The sequence below is a fragment of the Vreelandella sp. V005 genome, from assembly GCF_052645115.1.
This window is the reverse complement of sequence record NZ_JBQXYA010000007.1, coordinates 1-19,208: the sequence shown is the minus strand read 5'-3', so window position 1 is coordinate 19,208 and position 19,208 is coordinate 1. Positions and strand designations below refer to the sequence as shown.

General features: G+C 50.5%; 15 protein-coding genes. 11 read left to right on the top strand and 4 right to left on the bottom strand.

Annotation, left to right across the window (positions count from 1 at the left end):
- Positions 1-51 precede the first annotated feature (51 nt).
- Positions 52-2,946, top strand: coding sequence for an aminomethyl-transferring glycine dehydrogenase (gene gcvP, locus ACUN8H_RS14780; protein WP_445532831.1), 2,895 nt, complete (start codon positions 52-54; stop codon positions 2,944-2,946).
- Between the two features lie 61 nt (positions 2,947-3,007).
- Here gcvP and ACUN8H_RS14775 read toward each other — a convergent pair whose 3' ends face one another.
- The gene (locus ACUN8H_RS14775; protein WP_445532830.1) at positions 3,008-3,916 is read right to left on the bottom strand and encodes a LysR family transcriptional regulator; all 909 of its coding nucleotides are present in this window, start codon (positions 3,914-3,916) and stop codon (positions 3,008-3,010) included.
- A 146-nt stretch (positions 3,917-4,062) separates the two neighbouring features.
- Here ACUN8H_RS14775 and ppnN point away from each other — a divergent pair, with 146 nt between their 5' ends.
- The 3 genes from ppnN (at position 4,063) to ACUN8H_RS14760 (ending at position 6,580) form a co-directional block, all read left to right on the top strand.
- Positions 4,063-5,445 carry a nucleotide 5'-monophosphate nucleosidase PpnN gene (ppnN, locus tag ACUN8H_RS14770; protein WP_445532829.1) on the top strand — a complete coding sequence of 461 codons (1,383 nt, stop codon included), beginning with the start codon at positions 4,063-4,065 and terminating at the stop codon, positions 5,443-5,445.
- A 72-nt stretch (positions 5,446-5,517) separates the two neighbouring features.
- A complete protein-coding gene (locus ACUN8H_RS14765; RefSeq protein WP_445532828.1) occupies positions 5,518-6,249 on the top strand; it encodes a sulfite exporter TauE/SafE family protein in 732 nt (243 codons plus the stop codon).
- A 130-nt stretch (positions 6,250-6,379) separates the two neighbouring features.
- Complete coding sequence (locus tag ACUN8H_RS14760; protein ID WP_290694292.1) at positions 6,380-6,580, top strand: hypothetical protein; 201 nt, start codon at positions 6,380-6,382, stop codon at positions 6,578-6,580.
- A 100-nt stretch (positions 6,581-6,680) separates the two neighbouring features.
- On the opposite strand, the gene ACUN8H_RS14755 is transcribed toward ACUN8H_RS14760, so the two are convergent.
- The 3 genes from ACUN8H_RS14755 to ACUN8H_RS14745 form a co-directional block, all read right to left on the bottom strand.
- Positions 6,681-7,517 (bottom strand): DUF6694 family lipoprotein, encoded by an 837-nt coding sequence (locus ACUN8H_RS14755; protein WP_445532827.1) that lies wholly within the window; start codon positions 7,515-7,517, stop codon positions 6,681-6,683.
- A 277-nt stretch (positions 7,518-7,794) separates the two neighbouring features.
- Positions 7,795-8,760 (bottom strand): GntR family transcriptional regulator, encoded by a 966-nt coding sequence (locus tag ACUN8H_RS14750; protein ID WP_445532826.1) that lies wholly within the window; start codon positions 8,758-8,760, stop codon positions 7,795-7,797.
- 37 nt (positions 8,761-8,797) lie between these two features.
- On the bottom strand, positions 8,798-10,327 hold the full coding sequence (locus tag ACUN8H_RS14745; protein ID WP_445532825.1) for a UxaA family hydrolase: 1,530 nt from the start codon (positions 10,325-10,327) through the stop codon (positions 8,798-8,800).
- Positions 10,328-10,786: 459 nt separating this feature from the next.
- On the opposite strand from ACUN8H_RS14745, the gene ACUN8H_RS14740 reads away from it, so the two are divergent.
- From ACUN8H_RS14740 to ACUN8H_RS14710, 7 genes are all read left to right on the top strand, one after another.
- Positions 10,787-10,963, top strand: coding sequence for a hypothetical protein (locus ACUN8H_RS14740; protein ID WP_445532824.1), 177 nt, complete (start codon positions 10,787-10,789; stop codon positions 10,961-10,963).
- Positions 10,964-11,270: 307 nt separating this feature from the next.
- Positions 11,271-11,525: a hypothetical protein gene (locus ACUN8H_RS14735; RefSeq protein WP_445532823.1), complete on the top strand. Its 255-nt coding sequence runs from the start codon at positions 11,271-11,273 to the stop codon at positions 11,523-11,525.
- Between the two features lie 522 nt (positions 11,526-12,047).
- Entirely contained in the window at positions 12,048-13,619 is a 1,572-nt protein-coding gene (locus ACUN8H_RS14730) for a sensor domain-containing diguanylate cyclase (RefSeq protein WP_445532822.1), read from the top strand.
- Between the two features lie 367 nt (positions 13,620-13,986).
- The gene (locus ACUN8H_RS14725; RefSeq protein ID WP_445532821.1) at positions 13,987-15,621 is read left to right on the top strand and encodes a GAF and HD-GYP domain-containing protein; all 1,635 of its coding nucleotides are present in this window, start codon (positions 13,987-13,989) and stop codon (positions 15,619-15,621) included.
- Positions 15,622-15,666: 45 nt separating this feature from the next.
- The gene (locus ACUN8H_RS14720; protein WP_445532820.1) at positions 15,667-16,440 is read left to right on the top strand and encodes a 3',5'-cyclic-nucleotide phosphodiesterase; all 774 of its coding nucleotides are present in this window, start codon (positions 15,667-15,669) and stop codon (positions 16,438-16,440) included.
- An 8-nt stretch (positions 16,441-16,448) separates the two neighbouring features.
- On the top strand, positions 16,449-17,846 hold the full coding sequence (locus tag ACUN8H_RS14715; protein ID WP_445532819.1) for a tetratricopeptide repeat protein: 1,398 nt from the start codon (positions 16,449-16,451) through the stop codon (positions 17,844-17,846).
- Positions 17,847-17,857: 11 nt separating this feature from the next.
- Positions 17,858-19,208: FecR family protein (locus ACUN8H_RS14710; protein ID WP_445532818.1), on the top strand; the 1,351-nt coding region annotated here is incomplete at its 3' end.

Here is a 19,208-nt window from a genome sequence, read left to right as displayed (position 1 = left end):
CTTTGCATTTTTCCCCTGCACGGTTCTCTCTTAACGTTCGGAATCTTCCTCATGCCTTTTGAAACACGCCGCCTGGCCGAGTTGGCCGACCACGATGCTTTTATCAAACGTCATAATGGCCCAAGTAGCGATGACGTCGCCACGATGTTAAAAGCGCTCAATATGCAGCACATGGAAGATCTGATTGAGCAGACCGTGCCGAGCGATATCCGCCTTGGCCGCGAACTAGCGTTGGATGAACCACGTAGCGAAGCTGAAGCGTTAGAATACCTAGCCCAGCTGGCGCGGCAAAATCGCGTGGCAAAAAGCTACATTGGTCAGGGTTATTACGGCACGCACATGCCAGCGGTCATTCAGCGCAATGTGCTGGAAAATCCCGGTTGGTACACGGCTTACACCCCTTACCAACCGGAAATTTCTCAAGGCCGCCTGGAAGGCTTGTTGAGTTTCCAGCAAGTGGTGATGGATCTAACCGGCATGGAGCTTGCGAATGCTTCTCTGCTCGACGAAGCCACCGCGGCGGCTGAAGCCATGGCGCTCTGCAAGCGCGGCAATAAGAAAAGCAAATCCAACGCCTTCTTCGTCGCCGATGATGTTTTTCCACAAACGCTCGATGTGGTCAGAACGCGTGCCGAGTTCTTTGGCTTTGAACTGATCACCGGCCCAGCAGAAGAGCTGGCCAACCACGATGTGTTTGGCGCCCTTGTGCAGTATCCCTCTGCCAGCGGTGAGGTCCGCGATTTAACGCCGCTACTCAGCGCAGCCGCTGACCATAACATCATGACCTGTGTGGCTACCGACCTTTTGAGTCTTGTGCTACTGAGAGAGCCCGGCAAACTAGGCGCTGATATTGTGGTGGGTAACTCCCAGCGTTTTGGTGTGCCGATGGGCTTTGGCGGCCCTCACGCGGCTTTTTTTGCAACGTCTGACAAGCTCAAGCGTTCGATTCCAGGACGTATCATCGGCGTGTCCAAAGATAGCCGCGGCAATACGGCACTGCGCATGGCGATGCAAACCCGCGAGCAACACATTCGCCGCGAGAAAGCGACCTCGAACATCTGCACAGCCCAGGCACTGCTGGCCAATATTGCCGGCTTTTATGCCACCTATCACGGCGCTGAGGGCCTGCGTAAAATTGCTGGCCGCGTTCACCGTTTGACCACCCTCCTTGCTGAGGGCCTAAAGCAGGCAGGCGTGGCGCTCGCCCATGACAACTGGTTTGATACGCTATGTTTAAGCGGTGTTGATGCGGGCAAGATCCATGGCCGCGCCATGACCCACGATATTAACCTGCACTACTCTACCAATGGCAATGTGGGCATCAGCCTCGATGAAACGACCACCGCTCACGATGTAGCCACTTTATTCGACGTATTGCTTGGCGATGAGCATGGTCTCTCTGTGGCGGTATTGGACGAGCAGGTCATCGCCAACGGCGCCAGTGGCATTCCCGCTAGCTGCCAACGTGAAAGCGACTTCTTGAACCACCCTACTTTCAGCCGCTACCGCAGCGAAACCGAAATGCTGCGCTACTTGAAGCGCTTGGAGAACAAGGATCTGTCGCTTGCTCATGCGATGATTCCGCTCGGCTCGTGCACTATGAAGCTTAATGCCACCAGTGAAATGATCCCTGTTTCCTGGCCATCATTTGCCCACCTGCACCCCTTCGCACCTCGCGATCAGGTGGCTGGCTATCATCAGATGATCGATGAATTATCGGCTTTTCTGGTCGAAGTCACCGGTTACGATCATCTCTCCATGCAACCCAATTCCGGCGCGCAGGGGGAATACGCAGGCCTAGTGGCTATTCGTCGCTATCAGGCGGCCCAGGGCGAAGGTCATCGCGATGTTTGCTTGATTCCCAGTTCCGCCCACGGCACCAACCCGGCCTCAGCCGCCATGGTGCAGATGAAAGTGGTCGTGGTGGAGTGTGATCAAAACGGCAACATCGATATGGCAGACTTGCGTGCCAAAGCCGAGCAGCATCGCGATAAGCTCTCGGCTATTATGCTTACCTATCCGTCGACCCATGGTGTATTTGAAACCAGCGTGCGCGAAGCGTGCAAAGTGGTACATGATAATGGCGGCCAGGTTTATATAGATGGCGCTAACATGAACGCGCAGGTCGGCTTAACACGCCCCGGCGACTTTGGTGGTGATGTTTCGCATCTTAATCTACACAAAACGTTCTGTATTCCTCACGGCGGTGGCGGCCCTGGCATGGGCCCGATCGGTGTTAAAGCACACCTTGCACCCTATGTTTCGAATCATGTGGTCACGCCGATCAACGGTGTGAATAGCGACAGCGGTGCCGTTTCCGCAGCGGCTTTTGGTAGCGCCTCTATTCTGCCGATTTCGTGGGCCTACATTAAAATGATGGGTGCACGCGGTCTGCGGGAAGCCACCGAGCTTGCCATTCTTAATGCCAATTACATTGCCAAGCGCTTGGAAGCTTCCTTCCCTATTCTCTACCGCGGCCAAAATGGCACCGTCGCTCACGAATGCATTATCGATATTCGTCCGCTCAAAGCCGCTTCTGGGATTAGCGAAGAAGATATTGCCAAGCGCTTAATGGATTACGGTTTCCACGCGCCCACCATGTCATTCCCCGTTCCCGGTACGCTGATGATCGAGCCGACCGAGTCTGAGTCACTATATGAAATCGATCGTTTCTGCGAGGCCATGATTGCTATTCGGGAAGAGATCGCGCGAGTAGAGAGCGGTGAATGGCCGCTGGATAATAATCCGCTGGTCAATGCGCCGCACACCCAGGCGGATTTGATGGATAACGAATGGAAGCGTCCTTACAATCGGCAATTGGCTGCGTTTCCCACCGCTGCTGTGCAAGCCGCGAAATACTGGCCCGCCGTTAATCGCGTAGATAACGTTTTTGGCGACCGTCAGTTGATCTGCTCCTGCCCTAGCATTGATGAATATCGTGACTAATCGCGCTCACGGATAAATCGTAAAGAGCCGATATTGAAAGCGACAATACGCCCTTGCTGCCCTAACCGTTCGTGGGCAGCAAGGGCGTTTTTTCTTGCATGCGCTGCGCATGGAAACCGTTCAGCAGCTTTTCGTAGCGTTTGGGCAGCACCGAGTCGCGACGACGCAGCAGGTAAAGCACTTCGTTGACCGCATTGGGCAAATTCAGCGCTTTCACCTGGCGTTGCCAGGGAGATGTTTCCAGCACCAACCTCGATACCACGGTAAAGCCAAGCCCCCTGGCGACCGCATCAAGTACCATGCTGACTTCGTTAGTAAAGCCTTGGTGACGAAAATGCGTCATCGAACGGAAATCATTTGGGTAATTAGCCCGTAATAGCGCATTGGCATGATTGATACCGTCGTAATAATTAAGAAAGCCAATGCCCATTAAATCTGACAGTGTGCTGCCTGCAAAATCGGCGGGTACTACCAGACAGAGAGGCTCTTGATGCCAAATGGAACAATCAAGCTCTGGATGCTGCATCGCCTCCGTGACAATGCCGATATCATAGCGACCATCTAAAAGATCATTCACGATTTCATGGTTAAAGGCGAAGCTATAATTGACCGTTAAATTGGGGTGCATCTGTTGTTGACCCAAAATGTACGGATAAAACATCAGACCCACGCTTCCCGGTGAGGCAATACGACAATCACCACTATCCAGTGAGTCATCATCTAGGCCATGCCGAAACTGTTCATGCTCGGCAAACAGCTTTAACGCATAATCATAAGCGCGCCGACCCGTTTCGGTTAGCGTAAAGCTACGCCCCTTACGCTCTAGCAGTTCTTTGTTTAAATAGCTTTCCAATTTACGTACATGCTGGCTTACACCCGGTTGCGTCATTTCCAAGCGATGCGCGGTACGGGTAAAACTACCCGTTTCTACTAGCGTAATGAATGTACGGAAATATTGGGCATTAAACATAGTAAAGAACCATTGTCTTTAGCAGCCATCGTTTTAAATAAGCCTCATAGTAGCACAGCATGCTGGCAGTCATTGCCCCGCTGTACCGTCTGCCAGGGCGTGGTAGACTGCTGACAGCACTCAAACGACTAGGGACAGCCCCACTGATGACCGCAACTGCTCAACCCCGCGCCACCCTTTCCAGCACCATTTCTCCTGAAGGAAGCCTTGAAGTGCTTTCTCAGCATGAAGTTAATCGGCTACATAGCACTTCTCAAAGTGGCCTTCATGATTTACTTCGGCGCTGCGCTCTGGCGGTTTTAAATTGCGGTAATCCAAGTGACGATAGTCTGGCTATTTTAGAAGCCTATAAAGATTTTGATATTGAAGTATTGCAACAAGACCGTGGTATTCGTTTAAAGCTCACTAACGCGCCAGCAGAAGCATTTGTGGATGGCCGGATGATCCGCGGTATACGCGAACATCTCTCGTCCATCATTCGTGACATTGTTTACGTCTACAACGAAATTCAACACCACAACCGTTTTGACCTTAGCACAGGCGAAGGCACAACCAATGCCGTCTTCCATATTCTACGCAAAGCAGGCACGTTGAAACCGGGCCGCGACCCGAGTCTGGTCGTCTGCTGGGGCGGCCACTCCATTTCGCGTGAAGAGTACGAATACACAAAAGATGTCGGTTATCACCTAGGCCTGCGTGATTTAGATATCTGCACAGGCTGTGGGCCTGGCGCGATGAAAGGCCCAATGAAGGGTGCGAACGTCGCTCATGCCAAACAGCGCCGGAAGGAAGGCCGCTATTTGGGTATTTCAGAACCCGGTATTATCGCCGCCGAAGCGCCCAACGCAATTGTTAATGAGTTGGTCGTCATGCCCGACATTGAGAAACGCCTGGAAGCCTTTGTTCGTTTGGGCCATGGCATTGTCGTCTTTCCTGGCGGGGTGGGTACCGCAGAAGAAATTCTTTATCTGCTGGGCATTCTGCTACACCCAAGCAACACAGATATTCCTTTCCCGTTAATTTTTACAGGCCCTGCCAATTCAGCCGCCTACTTCCAAAAAATTGACGAATTCTTGGTCTATACCCTGGGCGAGGACATTCGTCGCTACTACACCATTATTACCGGCGATCCGGTTGCCGTTGCGCGTACCATGCGCCACGGTATTGATGAAATCGCCGAATTCCGGCGTACTCATCAGGATGCGTTTTACTACAATTGGCGCTTGACCATTGCACGGGAATTCCAGGCGACGTTTGAACCCACCCATGAAGCCATGCGTTCGCTTGCGCTCCACCGTCAGCAGCCGACGCATGAATTAGCTGCCAACCTACGCCGCGCCTTCTCTGGGATTGTCGCCGGCAACGTTAAAGAGCCCGGCATTCGCGCTATTGAGGCCCATGGCCCCTTTGTGCTGACGGCTGAGCCTGAGTTGATGCAGCGTTTAGATGAGCTGCTGACCTCGTTTGTGGCCCAGGGCCGTATGAAACTTGATGGCCAACCCTATACGCCTTGCTATGTATTGAAATAGCGAGGCTCAAATGAAACGCACTGCCGCTGCTAGCTCGTGGCGAGTAAAGTAGATAGGAGCCGGGATGCCTCAATGCTGATTGCATTCATAACGCTGCTAGCCGCAGGCATCGTCAAAGGTGCCATTGGCTCGGGTGTCCCGGTGATCGTCGTGCCTGTGCTGACAATGCTTTACGATGTTCAGCTAGCGATTGCAGTGCTGGTAGCGCCCAATTTGATAAGCAATGCCCTGCAAGTTTGGCAATATCGACGCCACTTGCTACCGCTTCGCTTTTTGGCTGCATTCTCTCTAGCGGGTGGTCTTGGCATTGTGCTAGGTACGTGGGGATTGGTGGTGCTCTCGACGGAAATTCTGTCACTTGTGGTGGCGAGTGCCATCGTGTTGTACCTAATCATTAAAATGCTAAAACGCCGTGTCGCTCTGCCCTTCAATATCGCTGCACGACTGGTGATCCCCGTTGGGTTACTGGCAGGCATATTACAAGGTGCCGCCGGCATGTCGGCACCCGCATCGGTAACGTTTTTAAATGCCATGCAACTGGAGCGTCGCGTTTACATTGGCTCCATTTCTGTTTTCTTTGTAGCCATTACCTGCGTGCAGATTCCGGCGCTGCTAAGCGCCGGTATTTTGACGGCTGAACGTTTCCTCTTCAGCGTTATTGCCTTAGTCGCTATTGTTGCAGCCATGCCGCTTGGTGCCCACCTTGGTAAACGGTTACCGCACCGCTGGTTTGATAATTTAATTATGCTGCTGCTGGCAGGTATCGCTTGCAAAATTTTTATCGATACACTGATGGCTCATTGAGTGCTAAAAACTAGGCTTAGCATTGTGCCCTCTATTGCTATGCGCCTGCGTTGGAACCATTGCAGAAAATAGTGGCCTGATTCGTTACACTTAGCATGCCGCTCCCTCCTACCCTTGAAAGGAACTCAACATGTCGATGATCGATCAGTTAAAAGATGTAAATACCAAAGATTTTGCCAAACACTGCTATGAAAGCAGCAGTGTTGATAAATTACGCGATGCCGCTGAAGGCAGCCCCGACCAAGCCGAAATGGAGCATTGGGGCATTACGGAAGGGCAATGGGAAGAGGCAATTGTGGCGGCCTTGGCCGATCACGAAGCTAATGAATAAACAACGTAACGAAAGCTGCTCTTGAAATAAATAACACGCCCTACCGGCCAACCGATAGGGCGTTATTAATGACAATAGGCTCTATAACAACCGTCGCTTTTTAGTCAGTGCTTGAAAGCACCACTCCACCATACTCCTCCCGCAGACGCTCCAGTTTTGTCACTTCACTCTCGCTTAAAGCTGGGGATTCCCATAATGGCTGCTCATTGGCATCTCGCAAGCCTTCCAAACTAACTGTCAGTTCTGCATTGCTAGGAATTTGAGGCTCTCCCCAGGGGCCAAACCGATTTGGCGCAAGACTCCAGGTAAGTGTTTCTCCCGGCTCAATGCCTCCTGATACCACGTAGTAAAACTCTTCATCTACCCAAGGAATTGAACGACCAGGGCTAGTAACAACGCCTCGTAACAAAAGCTCAGAAATAGTTTGATTCGTACCATTAGTCACTTCCAGATCAATAACCGGTTCAGTCGCACCGTAAGGACTCTCATCCATGTAGTAACGCGCGCTATCGATACTAAAACGCGCCAATTGCTGCTGGTCGCTCTCCGCTTTCGCTTGCTTCTCCTCCAAACGTTTTAACGTGCCAATGGCCTGCTCACGCTCGCGGGCTCGACGTTCGCGGAGTATCTGGTCGGCACGTTGAATGACTTGGTCACCCGTCAAGCCATGCATTTGTAAATTGGCTGACTCGGCAATTTCGGCCGCGTTCATGCGATGAGGATTAAGAATATCGATACCGTCGAACGCCGACGCGGTAGCAATGATAATGAGCCCTTGATCAAAATCGTCACGCTTATAAGTAGGCAGTGAGTTACGCACCTTCTCGACCGAGACGACCGATGCTGGCATCGAGCTTGTATCAATTTTGGGATCTGAACAACCCGCTATCATGAGTAATGATAGTGTGATGGCAGACAGCCTGAAAAGGCTCCACATATACTCACCTCAACGCAAACGTTAATAAAAATTGCTGAGGAGCTTAGCGGAAAGTGCTGTTTATCACTAGCCCATGGTGATGGTATGCATGATTGCTGGTAACGCATCAGTGCACGCCAAAGCATTATCATCTCCCAAGCTTCCGCTAATATTACTGGTGATTGACTAATTTACTGATGTGGTCGCCCATGACGAAGGAGAACTCGACCATAGCGCCTTGATTCGAGAACTCAGGCGTAGAAACACAATGCCCATCGATTAATAACGCACACTATCGTTAGCGCAAGTAATCGGGGATGTCGAGAACCCCATGGTCACGAAAATCGCTAAGGCGCTCTTGAACCTTGGCTTCGGAGCCTGCCAAGTGAGCAGAGAGCGCTTGGCTAGCTTGCTCACCCTCCTTATGACGCATTCTGTCGAAGATTTTCAGGTGGTCATAAAAGAAAGGATCTTTGTCTGGCAGAGCCATGCTCGAACCGAGCAGATGCTTGCTCATAAGCAGGACAGGATGCGTGCGCCTTAGCATGTCAAAAATTTCTTGATTCCCCCCCATACTCACGGTTTTGTAGTGCAGATCGCTTTCAAGTTCATCCAGTGTCGCGCCTTCGACGTTAGGATATTTCGCAGCCGTCTGCTCTAACTTCTCAATGAAATGGGAGATTTGTTGCTCGGGCATTACCTGCGTAGCCCTGGCAATCATAAAGGGTTCTAGCTGCCTACGCGCCTCATAAAGGTTATGCAGCCGATCATTGTCCAGTGGCACGATGGACCAACTGGTGTACTTCACTTTTTCAACCACGCCAATGGACTGCAGATAGAGCAGAATGCGATGCGTAATGGTACGGCTGACACTGTATTTTCTTGCCAGTTGGAGTTCATTGAGTTCGAACCTACCCTTCATCGAACTCAAGACAACATCATGTTCGACGACATCAGCAATGGCGCGCCAAGTGTCAGTGCGCTCAATCTTGGCATCCTCGCCCAACGCACTGAAATCGGCCGTCGTTAGGTTCCGTCGGATAGGCTCACCAGCCGCAGCTCCCACCAAATAGCCACGACCACCGAAACGGCAAATTAGCTGTTCATCATGCAATCGCCCTAACGTCTGACGAACAGGTGATCGACTCATACCGAATATCTCTGCAATATTGCCTTCGAGTAGCACTAAGCCTGGTTCAAGGTGGCCGCTATTGATACTTCGCTTAAGCGCCTCATAAAGCTGGTCTTTCAACGACTGCGACATTCAAGCCACTCATTAAATAGGTATTAGTAAAAGGCTGTTAAGTAACGGCACCTACCATCCACGGCACAAATTCATTGTTACCATAACCCAACGATTCACTGGCACTCTGCTCGCCTGAGGCAATCGAAATGATCTTCTCAAAAATATGCTCGCCCACTTCTTCAACCGTGGCGGTACCATCCACAATGGTGCCACAGTTAATATCCATATCTTCGAGGATGCTTTCATACATCTGCGTATTGGTGGCCAGCTTGATACACGGTGCAGGCTTGAACCCGGAGACAGAGCCGCGCCCGGTGGTAAAGCACACGACGGTTGCGCCTGAAGCAATTTGGCCCGTGACGGATACCGGATCATAGCCGGGGCTATCCATAAAATTAAAACCGGGCTCTTTCAACGGTTGGGCATACTCAAGCACGTCATTAAGGCTTGAAGAACCACTCTTAGCCACGGCGCCCAGCGATTTTTCCAGAATGGTCGACAACCCCCCTGCTTTATTTCCCGGCGAAGGGTTATTGTTTAATTCTGCCCCATTAATCTGGGTGTAGTGCTTCCACCACTCGATCCTTGCGAGCAGCTTACGCGCCACGTCTTCATTAATGGCTCTATCTAAAAGCAAATGTTCAGCACCATAGATTTCAGGCGTTTCACTCAATATCACGCTACCGCCATGTTGGACGATGAGATCAGCCGCATGGCCCAGGGCGGGGTTAGCAGTAATGCCAGAATAACCATCTGATCCACCACACTGCAGTGCCACGGTTAGGTGACTCAACGGGGCCGGGCGCCTCTCGGCATGACGGTAGTCATTCGACATTTGCCGAATTTTTTCCGACGCCTTTTCAATACTGGCTCGAGTACCGCCAGCGCCTTGAATATTGAAATAAAATATTCTTGATGTATCCGTCAGTCCGTATTTTTCAACCAGTTGTTTAACTTGATTGGCTTCGCAACCTAACCCAATAATAAGCACGAAAGCAAAATTAGGGTTGATCGCATAGCCATTTAAGACCCTTTCAAGGAAGGCAAACCCTTCAGAGTCGGTATTCATCGCACAGCCTGAACCATGCGTCACCGGCACAACGCCATCAAAGCCTAACGCTTCAAACTCGCCGCTTGCATTGAGACGCTCTGCAACCACTTTTGAGACCGTGGCCGAGCAATTCACGGTGGAGAGAACGCCAATGTAGTTGCGCGTACCTACTTGACCATTGGCACGGTGGTAGCCATTGAAGGTGCGCTGATTTTCCATCACCCCTGTTCTTGGCGCTGGCTTGAAATGCTCAAGCGATGTGTCAAGTTCCAGCATAACAATATTGTGCGTATGAACATGCTCACCGGCTTCAATTCGGCGCGTTGCCAACCCAATAATCTGACCATATTTGATGATGGGCTGCTCTGGTTCAATGGCCGTTAACGCAACTTTATGACCAGCATCAATATTCTCATGGGCAGTGTGCTGTGCATCGTCGATGGGATAACCCTTCGGAACAGCCCTACTTGCCACGCCAACGTTGTCATGAAGATTCAGCCTAATGACCGCAGGCACACTATTGATAAGCTCCATTACTTTCTCCCTAAACTGCTTTTACGTTTGCAATTTACTCAGTACCCCGCCATCAGCCTTTTCACCAGCGCGTTTAAAATTGTTGTACTGGGCATATTATACTATCGTCGAGTTAATGATCATTGTGTGCAATATTCAATAGAAGTCAGTTTACTTTCTCTCGAAGCGCATGTCGATAGCTATCAAAGCAAGAGAGCAAGCCGGCTACCCAGTAAGAGAAGTACAAAAAAACAACATGTCCGGAGATACAGCGTTGGAGATTAAGCCGGTTGGCCGGTCAGAAAAAAAAGCAGCATAGACGCCAGACTGTCTTGCAGCAGGAAAATACGAAGACTGGAACTCAAGGCACTAGTGCACGTCGAATACGAAAATGAGTGCTGGCCAATTTTGAATGGCTAGACACAGGCGGCAGTGCTATAACGCATATGCCCATTAGCAATTAAGAACTTGGAGGTTCGCATGAAAAAATGGATTATGATGGCAGCTGCTAACTGGTTGCGTAAGCCAGAAAATCAACAGAAAGCCAAATCTGCATGGAGCAAGTTTCGTAATCGAAATGCTTCGAAGCAGCCGCAAGACACTTCTCGCAATACAACAGCGCAACGGCCCAACAACGATTACGATAATCGGCCTTAATATTCACAACTAGCGATGCTGGCCAGACATAAAGTGGCTTACAACCTCATAGAATGTTAAGCCACTACGCCACAATAGCCCCGCTGGACAACCAGCGGGGCTATTGTTTCTAACTGTATGCTAGGCAGCGCAGACGCTTAATGGGCGAGCAACTCAAGGCCATGCCCGTTGTGTCACAGCATTTTGCAATCTTTACAGAGCGTCTATTCTGAGAAAGTGGAGTGAACTGAAAAGCTGAGTTCAACAGTTCCTACCCAAAAACCGCAGACACTAGCAAGGAGAGCGAAATGACACTGCATTTAAAAGCTTGGAACACCAGACGGTAATTATCACAGGCGACACCGCAGGCATCGGCCTAGTAACGGCGCGCATGGCTGCCGAGCATGCCGAAGCGCCCATTTCGGTCACGTTGATCAAACCTGCCAGCATCGCCACGCCCTTCCCCGAGCACGCTGGTAACGTCATGGAAAGGGAACCAACTCTGCCGCCACCGCTCTACGAACCCCGCATCGTTGCGCGCAGTATCCTCTACTGTACCGAGCATCCTCGCCGTGACATGTAGAGAGCGGATCAAGCGGCAGATATATTCCACACAAGAAGCGACTAGACGCGGCGTGTTCAGCGCCGACACGGCACGAGTGATAACTTGTCATCGGCCGAATATGAAAAGCTTATTTTAAGAGCCTAACGGGTGCCTAGAATACCCAGGACAATTCATGCTTTAGACTTAGCTTTCTGGTAAATATTAATTAGAACAACCGTATTTTTACCATCCAATATGTCCATTTTTTAAGTAACATGCTAGAATAAAAGTGCTTATTTTATGTGTGAAGCAACCGAAAGAAAGCACGATTAGTGCAGACGGGTCATTGCACAAAATACTAATAAGCTATTGAAATATAGTGGTATTTTTATTGAAATTCGAGCGTTCACAAGCTGATATGTGAATACAAAAATCGTTAGCACCAAAATTTTAGTCGTATTTTCTTAGAAAACTCATACATTCTAAGAAGCACAGCCAAACATTGGCCTTATGCAATGCTACTTTCTAGGCCAAGGTCGTAAAAAAAATAAGAGATAAATTATGTCCGAGCACTTCCAGGCACCGACCGTTAGCACCAATTTGGCTAGTAATGTTTTACCACCATTTTTCGACCTACCGCCCGCTTTGACGCAACGTCTGAAGAATTGCAAGTCCCTGCCTTCAATGCCTGGCGCAGTCTTGGAGGTCCTAAAAGTAGCACGAGACCCAGACGCCTCGTTGAGCGACTACGCCAATGCTATAGAGCGTGACCCCGCCCTTACCGTGCGCTTTTTATCTCTTGCCAATAGTGCCCTGTACCGGGGAACCAAGAAAAAAGTCACGATTTGCCGGGAAGCTGTCATCCGGCTTGGTACTGACGCAACCATTGCCGCCGTATTGAGCTTTAGCTTGATTGGCGGCAAACAGAGCACTGCGACTTATACATATATCTGGCAACGAGCCGTAATCGCAACTCTCAGCATACAATGTCTCAGCGAACATTTTCTGTGTCAGTCACAAGCGAGACAGCTTTTTACCGCTGCCTTGTTGCAGGATATTGGGATAATGGCGCTGCATGAAATCGCACCTCCTTATGCGGAAATGCTTGAGATATATCTACACGATCACACTGCACTTTGCGTTCAGGAAAAAGCACTCTTTGGTTGCGATCATGCCGCCATTGGTGCCTGGCTTTTGAAGAGTTTGGGAATACCTGAGGATCTCGCCATCTTGGTCGCTCAAAGCCATGACGGCAATGAGACTATTAAGACTCCCCTGCTATGCCTGCAACTTTCGGGGAGTATTGCCGACGCCTGGCTTTCACTTACTCCGCAAAAGTGTTTTAGAGAATTAGTAACGCACCATCCAGCATTAGAACCCAAGCTATTAGCAAATCTTCTGGATCATTTGCAAACGCAGCTACCGCCTATAGCACAGCTGTTCAACCTCATCATGCCCCCTATGCTCAACAGTGAGGTCCTGCTGGCAGAAGCCAAACAACTGTTGCACGAGCGAAATCAGCAGCTTCAGTTACTACTGAAACGTGAGCAGGAAAAAAGCATTGCCCTGCAGGAGCAAAATACCCTCCTTGATCACCAGAGCCGAACAGATCCACTCACCGGCATCGCCAATCGCGCATATCTGGAAAAGCAACTGGCACTTTTTTTCAAGCAAGCCACCTCTGGCCAAGAAACGCTAAGCGTAATCTTTATTGATCTGGATCACTTCAAACAACTTAATGATACTTATGGACACCAAGTAGGCGACGATGTGTTAAGACAGTTCGCCAAACTTCTTTCAGGTCTAGTAGCAAACAAAAAACAGTCAGCGGTCAATCTACAGGATATTATGGTGGGTCGTTACGGAGGCGAAGAGTTCCTGGTATTGCTTTCGCAACAGTCACCCGAGCAAGCTGAACATCTAGCAAAACAGTTGAACCACGCTTTGCTAACTACCACGATGACCGAAATATCGGGCCAACCTCTTAAGGTGAGTGCCTCGATAGGTATTGCCAGCATGAGTGACGCTATCTTTCGGACACCTCTTGAACTTATTGAAGCCGCCGACCGCAGCATGTATCTGGCGAAGCGCAGCGGCCGTTCCTGCACCATACTTTTTAATGATAGCCGATGATTCATTTACAGGTGAGCCGCAGGCTTATTGAAAGCACTTAGGAGTCCGCTGGGAGTCTCTTCACACCCAAGAATCTGACTACCAATTTTGCTCTTAACGATCGATGTAATTATATTTTGTTTTATAAACAATAGCTTATATCGATATTTTATCGCCGACTGGGCTTTTGACTACCGAGAGTAGATTAAAAAACCCATCGGCTTGTTCTCATTCAGGTAATTTTCAAGTTGTTATCCCAAATGTCTGTTAATCTGGAGCTAGTTCATTTCGCCTAGCCGAGCAAATGATTCGATTAGAATTTACATCTTTTCTGGATTAACTTTTTTCATCCTATATAATGAATGAAACAAAATAAAATAGGTGCTATATGGGTGGGGAGGCTTACAGCAATGACATTACACGGATTCGCCAACTCAACGAGATTGGCATTGCTCTTTCCTCAGAGCACAATCACGATGCTTTGCTAGAGAACCTCCTAACTAGCGCAAGGGAATTAACCCAAGCAGACGCTGGCACGCTCTACACTTTTGATGCTTCAAAACAGCAGCTCTCTTTTGCCATCGTACAAAACGATACATTGAACCTACGCCTTGGGGGACTTAGCGAACCAGTAGGCGAACAGTTTCCCCTCATTGATTTATATCAAGCTGATGGCTTACCCAATCACCACCTAGTAGTAGCCTATACCGTTTTAAACGACTGTACCGTCAATGTTGAAGACGCTTACACCGCAGAAGGCTTCGATTTCGCTGGCACACGTAAAATCGACCAAGCCACGGGTTATCGGTCGCGGGCTTTTCTCACTGTACCGATGCACAACCACCAGGGTGATACTGTAGCGGTTTTGCAACTTTTGAATAAACGTACCGCAAGCGGTATTGACGGTACTTTTAGCTCAGCTGATCAGCATATTGCAGAGTCGCTTGCTTCGCAGGCCGCCGTAGCCATCACCAATCATCGCCTTGTTGACGAAATGCAGGCTCTCTTCGACAGTTTTGTCCGCGTTATCGCCACCGCTATTGATGCTAAATCTGCTCATACCGGTGCACATTGCCGCCGTGTACCTGATGCGACTCTGCTGCTCGCCGAGGCCGCACACCGCTCAAAACATCCTGAAGTTGCCAGTTTTACTTTAACTGACGAAGATCGATACGAAATTAAAACGGCTGCCTGGCTGCACGACTGCGGAAAAGTCGTCATACCTCACCATGTGATGGAAAAGTCGACAAAACTTGAAGGGCTGTTTGACCGCCTCCCTTCAATTGAAGCCCGCTTCGCAGTTAAACAGCAAGCACTGAAGATGGCACAGTTGCGTGCGGAGTTCGACGCTTATCGCAAGGATGAGGCCTTTACTGACGTAGACCGAAAACGTTTCGTAATAGATCAGTTAGCACTGCAGAAGCAACTCGAACTGGTTCGTCGCTCGAATACAGATGGTGAGTTTATAGATGATATTGATATTCAACGTCTCAAGGCGATAGCGCAAGAAACCTGGGAAGATACCAATGGTCAACTTCAGCCCTTATTAACTGAAGATGAGCTAGATAATCTATGTGTTCGTCGCGGCACACTGAATGAGGAAGAGCGCAAAATCATTGAAGGGCACGTGGTTGCCACACTCAATATGCTTGATGAGCTCCCCTTCCCGAAACATTTACAACGAGTTCCTGAGTATGCGGGCGGCCATCACGAGCGAATGGACGGAACGGGTTATCCTAAAGGGCTGACCCGAAACCAGCTTTCTTTGCCAGCACGGATGTTGGGCATCGCCGATGTTTTTGAAGCGCTTACAGCACCAGACCGTCCCTATAAAGCCGCAATGAAATTGTCCCAAGCCCTGACCATCATGGGGCAAATGGTAGAGGATCAGCACCTCGACCCGGCTTTATTCGCTGTGTTTATCGAAGAAGGTGTCTACCTCGATTATGCAAACCAGTACTTGAACGAATGTCAAATTGACACTGTTGATATCGACTCACTCCCAGGATTACGTATCACGTAATTCAAAAAAGATAACAATTAACTTTTTTAAGATACATATCTAATTATGCAAATAATAACTCTGGGTGCTAGTGGCGGGCTTGAACCACAGCAGGGCACCACCGCTTTCCATTTGCCACCTCATACACTTATTGATGCTGGCACAGGCACTCAGAGACTCAGTATTTCAGAACTAACGTCACTACATAGTGTACTGCTAACCCATGCCCATCTTGATCATATTGCAAGTCTCCCACTTCTAATCGATATGCAGTTTGAAGCACTTGCTGATCAAGAGCGTGCCTTAAGTGTCTTTGCGCTTCCTGAAGTGCTAGAGACACTTAAACGACATATATTCAACGAGCATATTTGGCCTGATTTCACACAGCTACCCTCATCGGTCGCTCCTGTGCTCAACTTTGTGCCGATCACTTTGTGGCAGACATTTACATTACCTGGGGAAGCAAATATTGCGTTACAAGTGACACCGTTTCCCCTCTCCCATGGTGTCCCCACTTGTGGCTATTGGATTAGCGATGGGTCCCAACAGATGGCTATCTGTGGTGACACTGGTCTTAGCGAGTCCACGATTGAATCACTTAACCGTCTAGGACCACTAGATCGATTGGCCATCGAATGTGCCTATAGCAACGACTTTGATGCACTAGCAGAAGTTGGCCATCATCTCACACCTTCAAGACTCGCTTCGCTCCTTGAGTCTCTGGATACACCCCCAAAAGAGCTATGGATTACACACTTAAAGCCTAAACAGCGCGAACGCATTGCCAGTGAGCTTCGTCAGCACCTCCCCTCTAACTTGAACTGGGCCCTGCCTTCATGAGGCAATTTATGCGACGCAGCATAATTCAATGCCTTCTTGGCACGTCACTTAGTGCGGCAGTGATTTCCCCCTTATGGGCTTTTCAAGCAGAACTTGTTAGCGCTCAAGATTTGTTGGCCCAAGGCGATAACCAGTCCGCCTACTCGCAGTTGCGAGCCACAGAACTCGAACACAGCGGTAACCCTGAATATGATTACTGGCTAGGTGTCACTGCCCTCCGCGCGGGTGAAGCCAGTCACGCATTGATGGCATTAGAAAGGGCGATTTTACGTCAACCCACCCATGCCGGCGCCCGTATGGAGCGCGTTGCCGCCCTGGTTCAGCTCGATCAACTTGAGACAGCCAAACGTGAAATAAAGCAATTACAAGCCCTTTCACCCCCACCCGATGCTCAAGCCGCCATTGCCCGATTTCAAGCCTTAATTGAGCAGCGCCAGCAAGCCAAGAATGGCCCGCAGCATCAAGGCCTTTTAGGTGTGGATATCGGTTATGACAGCAATCCTCAGCAGTTTCCTAACGAAATTGCTATCGACCCGTTGCGGCCCGATATACGTCGTGTGGTTGAAGAACTTATCGATCTAGGGCTGGAGCCCAATGGCGATCCATCGATGTTTGATAAGCAAGTATTCAGCCGCGATGCCAGTAGCTATCAGCGGCTACAAGGAAACTATCAGGGTCTTTTCCCTATCGATTCGCAGTCTCGCTGGCGAATTAACACAACTGGACAAGCTCAGCGCTATACCGAAGTGGCGGCACAAGATTACGACCTCACACTGGCCCAGGCTCAGTTGGGCTACCAGCGCGACCTAGCAGCGCAGCGCACGATAATGCTCAAAGGCAGCGCACTGCAGGGTTGGAGCGGGCCTAGCCAAAGCCGCCTGCTTACCCGCTGGGGCAGCGGTGTGGATTTACGCCATCCCATCGGATTGGACAGCGAACTCACCTGGCAGCTTGATGCGCAGCATAACCGCTTTAGCGCCGCCAACAATAACTACGATTCAGGTCGTTTAGGCGTTCAGTTGAACACCAACTATACCGCGCTTCGTACTCGTTTAACCGCGCAAATTGAGCATGAGTGGGCCACTGGCATTCGCGACGGCGGTGATCTTCTGCACCTGCTGCTAGGCGCAGGTATCGACTATCCATTAAGTGATCGCCACCTGATTCGCGCCAACCTCAACCACCGAATTCGCACCTACCAAGAAGATGGTTACGCACCGTTTAACGAATTTTCAGCCACAACCCGCCGCGATCGCATTTGGCAAGCACGGCTCTCGTGGCTACATCAATTCAATACGGACTGGCTATTGGAAGCCAGCGCCGATGTTGAACGCCGACGCTCCTCAGTCAATTTCTTTGACACGCGCCGTTACCAGACTCAGTTAGCGCTTCGCTACCTTTTCTAACGAGGATTATTATGGCCTGTTTTCACAAACGCCCATTAGCTCGCTTTACAACGATCGGCCTGGGTAGCCTGGCGCTACTGCCGTTTCCCTCCTTCGCTGATACGCCAGCAGGGCGTATCATGTTTGTTCATGGCGATGCCACCATCGAGCGCGACGGACAGCGTCTACCGGCTGAGCGCGGCGACGATTTTTTTGCCGGGGATACCTTTCATACCGCTCAAGCCAGTACGCTGCAACTGCGCTACAGCGATGGCGGTACCAAGGCGATTCGTCCTGATAGCTCCTATATCCTTGAGCGTTATGTGCTCGACGAAGAGACACCAGAAAACTCGGCACAAAGCGGCGAACTTCTCCGCGGTGGACTGCGCTCGATTACCGGCGCCATTGGCAAAAACGCGCCGCAGAACGTCACGCATAAAACCCCCGTTGCCACCATCGGGATACGTGGCACCAGCTTTCAAATCCTCCATGTACCGGAAGGTGGCACTTCATCGCTCCCCGGCGTCGATACAGGTAGCTATTTCTATGTGGAAAGCGGCATGCTGGCCATGTCGACGAATGCAGGCGAAACCCTTATTCGCCCGGGCCAAGTCTTTTTCACGCCGTCACTCGATACCGCACCACAGCTGATTCCCGGGGGCATCGACATCTTTGAGCAGCTCGATAACAACATGCCGCAGGGCGAAGACTCAACAACAGAAACGCCTCCAGACACAACAGCTACTGAGCCATCAAATAATCCCGGCACATCCTCGGCAGGTACTTTCTTTGAAAACGCTGAACTCACGTCGTTAGAAGACGACAGCTCGGTACAAAACACGATTAGCGAAGCCCGGATAGAATCGCAGCAACCCGAGCCAACACCGGAACCCACACCCGAGCCAACGCCAGCACCTACACCCGAGCCAACGCCGGAACCTACACCCGAGCCAACGCCAGCACCTACACCCGAGCCAACGCCAGCACCTACACCCGAGCCAACGCCAGAACCTACACCCGAGCCAACGCCGGAACCTACACCCGAGCCAACGCCGGAACCTACACCCGAGCCAACGCCGGAACCTACACCCGAGCCAACGCCGGAACCTACTCCCGAGCCAGCACCGGAACCTACACCCGAGCCAACGCCGGAACCTACTCCCGAGCCAGCACCGGAACCTACACCTGAGCCGACCGAGGAACCTGCAGAAGAATTGGTCGACGATAACGAGGACACCGAGGGCGATAACGACGATAATGGCAATGGCAATGGCAATGGCAATGGCAATGGCAATGGCAATGGCAATGGCAATGGCAATGGCAATGGCAATGGCAATGGCAATGGCAATGGCAATGGCAATGGCAATGGCAATGGCAATGGCA

Coding starts and splice junctions, on each gene's coding strand:
- ACUN8H_RS14715 (WP_445532819.1), top strand. CDS start 16,449: ATGCGACGCAGCATAATTCAATGCCTTCTTGGCACGTCACTTAGTGCG.
- gcvP (WP_445532831.1), top strand. CDS start 52: ATGCCTTTTGAAACACGCCGCCTGGCCGAGTTGGCCGACCACGATGCT.
- ACUN8H_RS14760 (WP_290694292.1), top strand. CDS start 6,380: ATGTCGATGATCGATCAGTTAAAAGATGTAAATACCAAAGATTTTGCC.
- ACUN8H_RS14750 (WP_445532826.1), bottom strand. CDS start 8,760: ATGTCGCAGTCGTTGAAAGACCAGCTTTATGAGGCGCTTAAGCGAAGT.
- ACUN8H_RS14720 (WP_445532820.1), top strand. CDS start 15,667: ATGCAAATAATAACTCTGGGTGCTAGTGGCGGGCTTGAACCACAGCAG.
- ACUN8H_RS14745 (WP_445532825.1), bottom strand. CDS start 10,327: ATGGAGCTTATCAATAGTGTGCCTGCGGTCATTAGGCTGAATCTTCAT.
- ACUN8H_RS14765 (WP_445532828.1), top strand. CDS start 5,518: ATGCTGATTGCATTCATAACGCTGCTAGCCGCAGGCATCGTCAAAGGT.
- ACUN8H_RS14775 (WP_445532830.1), bottom strand. CDS start 3,916: ATGTTTAATGCCCAATATTTCCGTACATTCATTACGCTAGTAGAAACG.
- ACUN8H_RS14740 (WP_445532824.1), top strand. CDS start 10,787: ATGAAAAAATGGATTATGATGGCAGCTGCTAACTGGTTGCGTAAGCCA.
- ACUN8H_RS14755 (WP_445532827.1), bottom strand. CDS start 7,517: ATGTGGAGCCTTTTCAGGCTGTCTGCCATCACACTATCATTACTCATG.
- ACUN8H_RS14725 (WP_445532821.1), top strand. CDS start 13,987: ATGGGTGGGGAGGCTTACAGCAATGACATTACACGGATTCGCCAACTC.
- ppnN (WP_445532829.1), top strand. CDS start 4,063: ATGACCGCAACTGCTCAACCCCGCGCCACCCTTTCCAGCACCATTTCT.
- ACUN8H_RS14730 (WP_445532822.1), top strand. CDS start 12,048: ATGTCCGAGCACTTCCAGGCACCGACCGTTAGCACCAATTTGGCTAGT.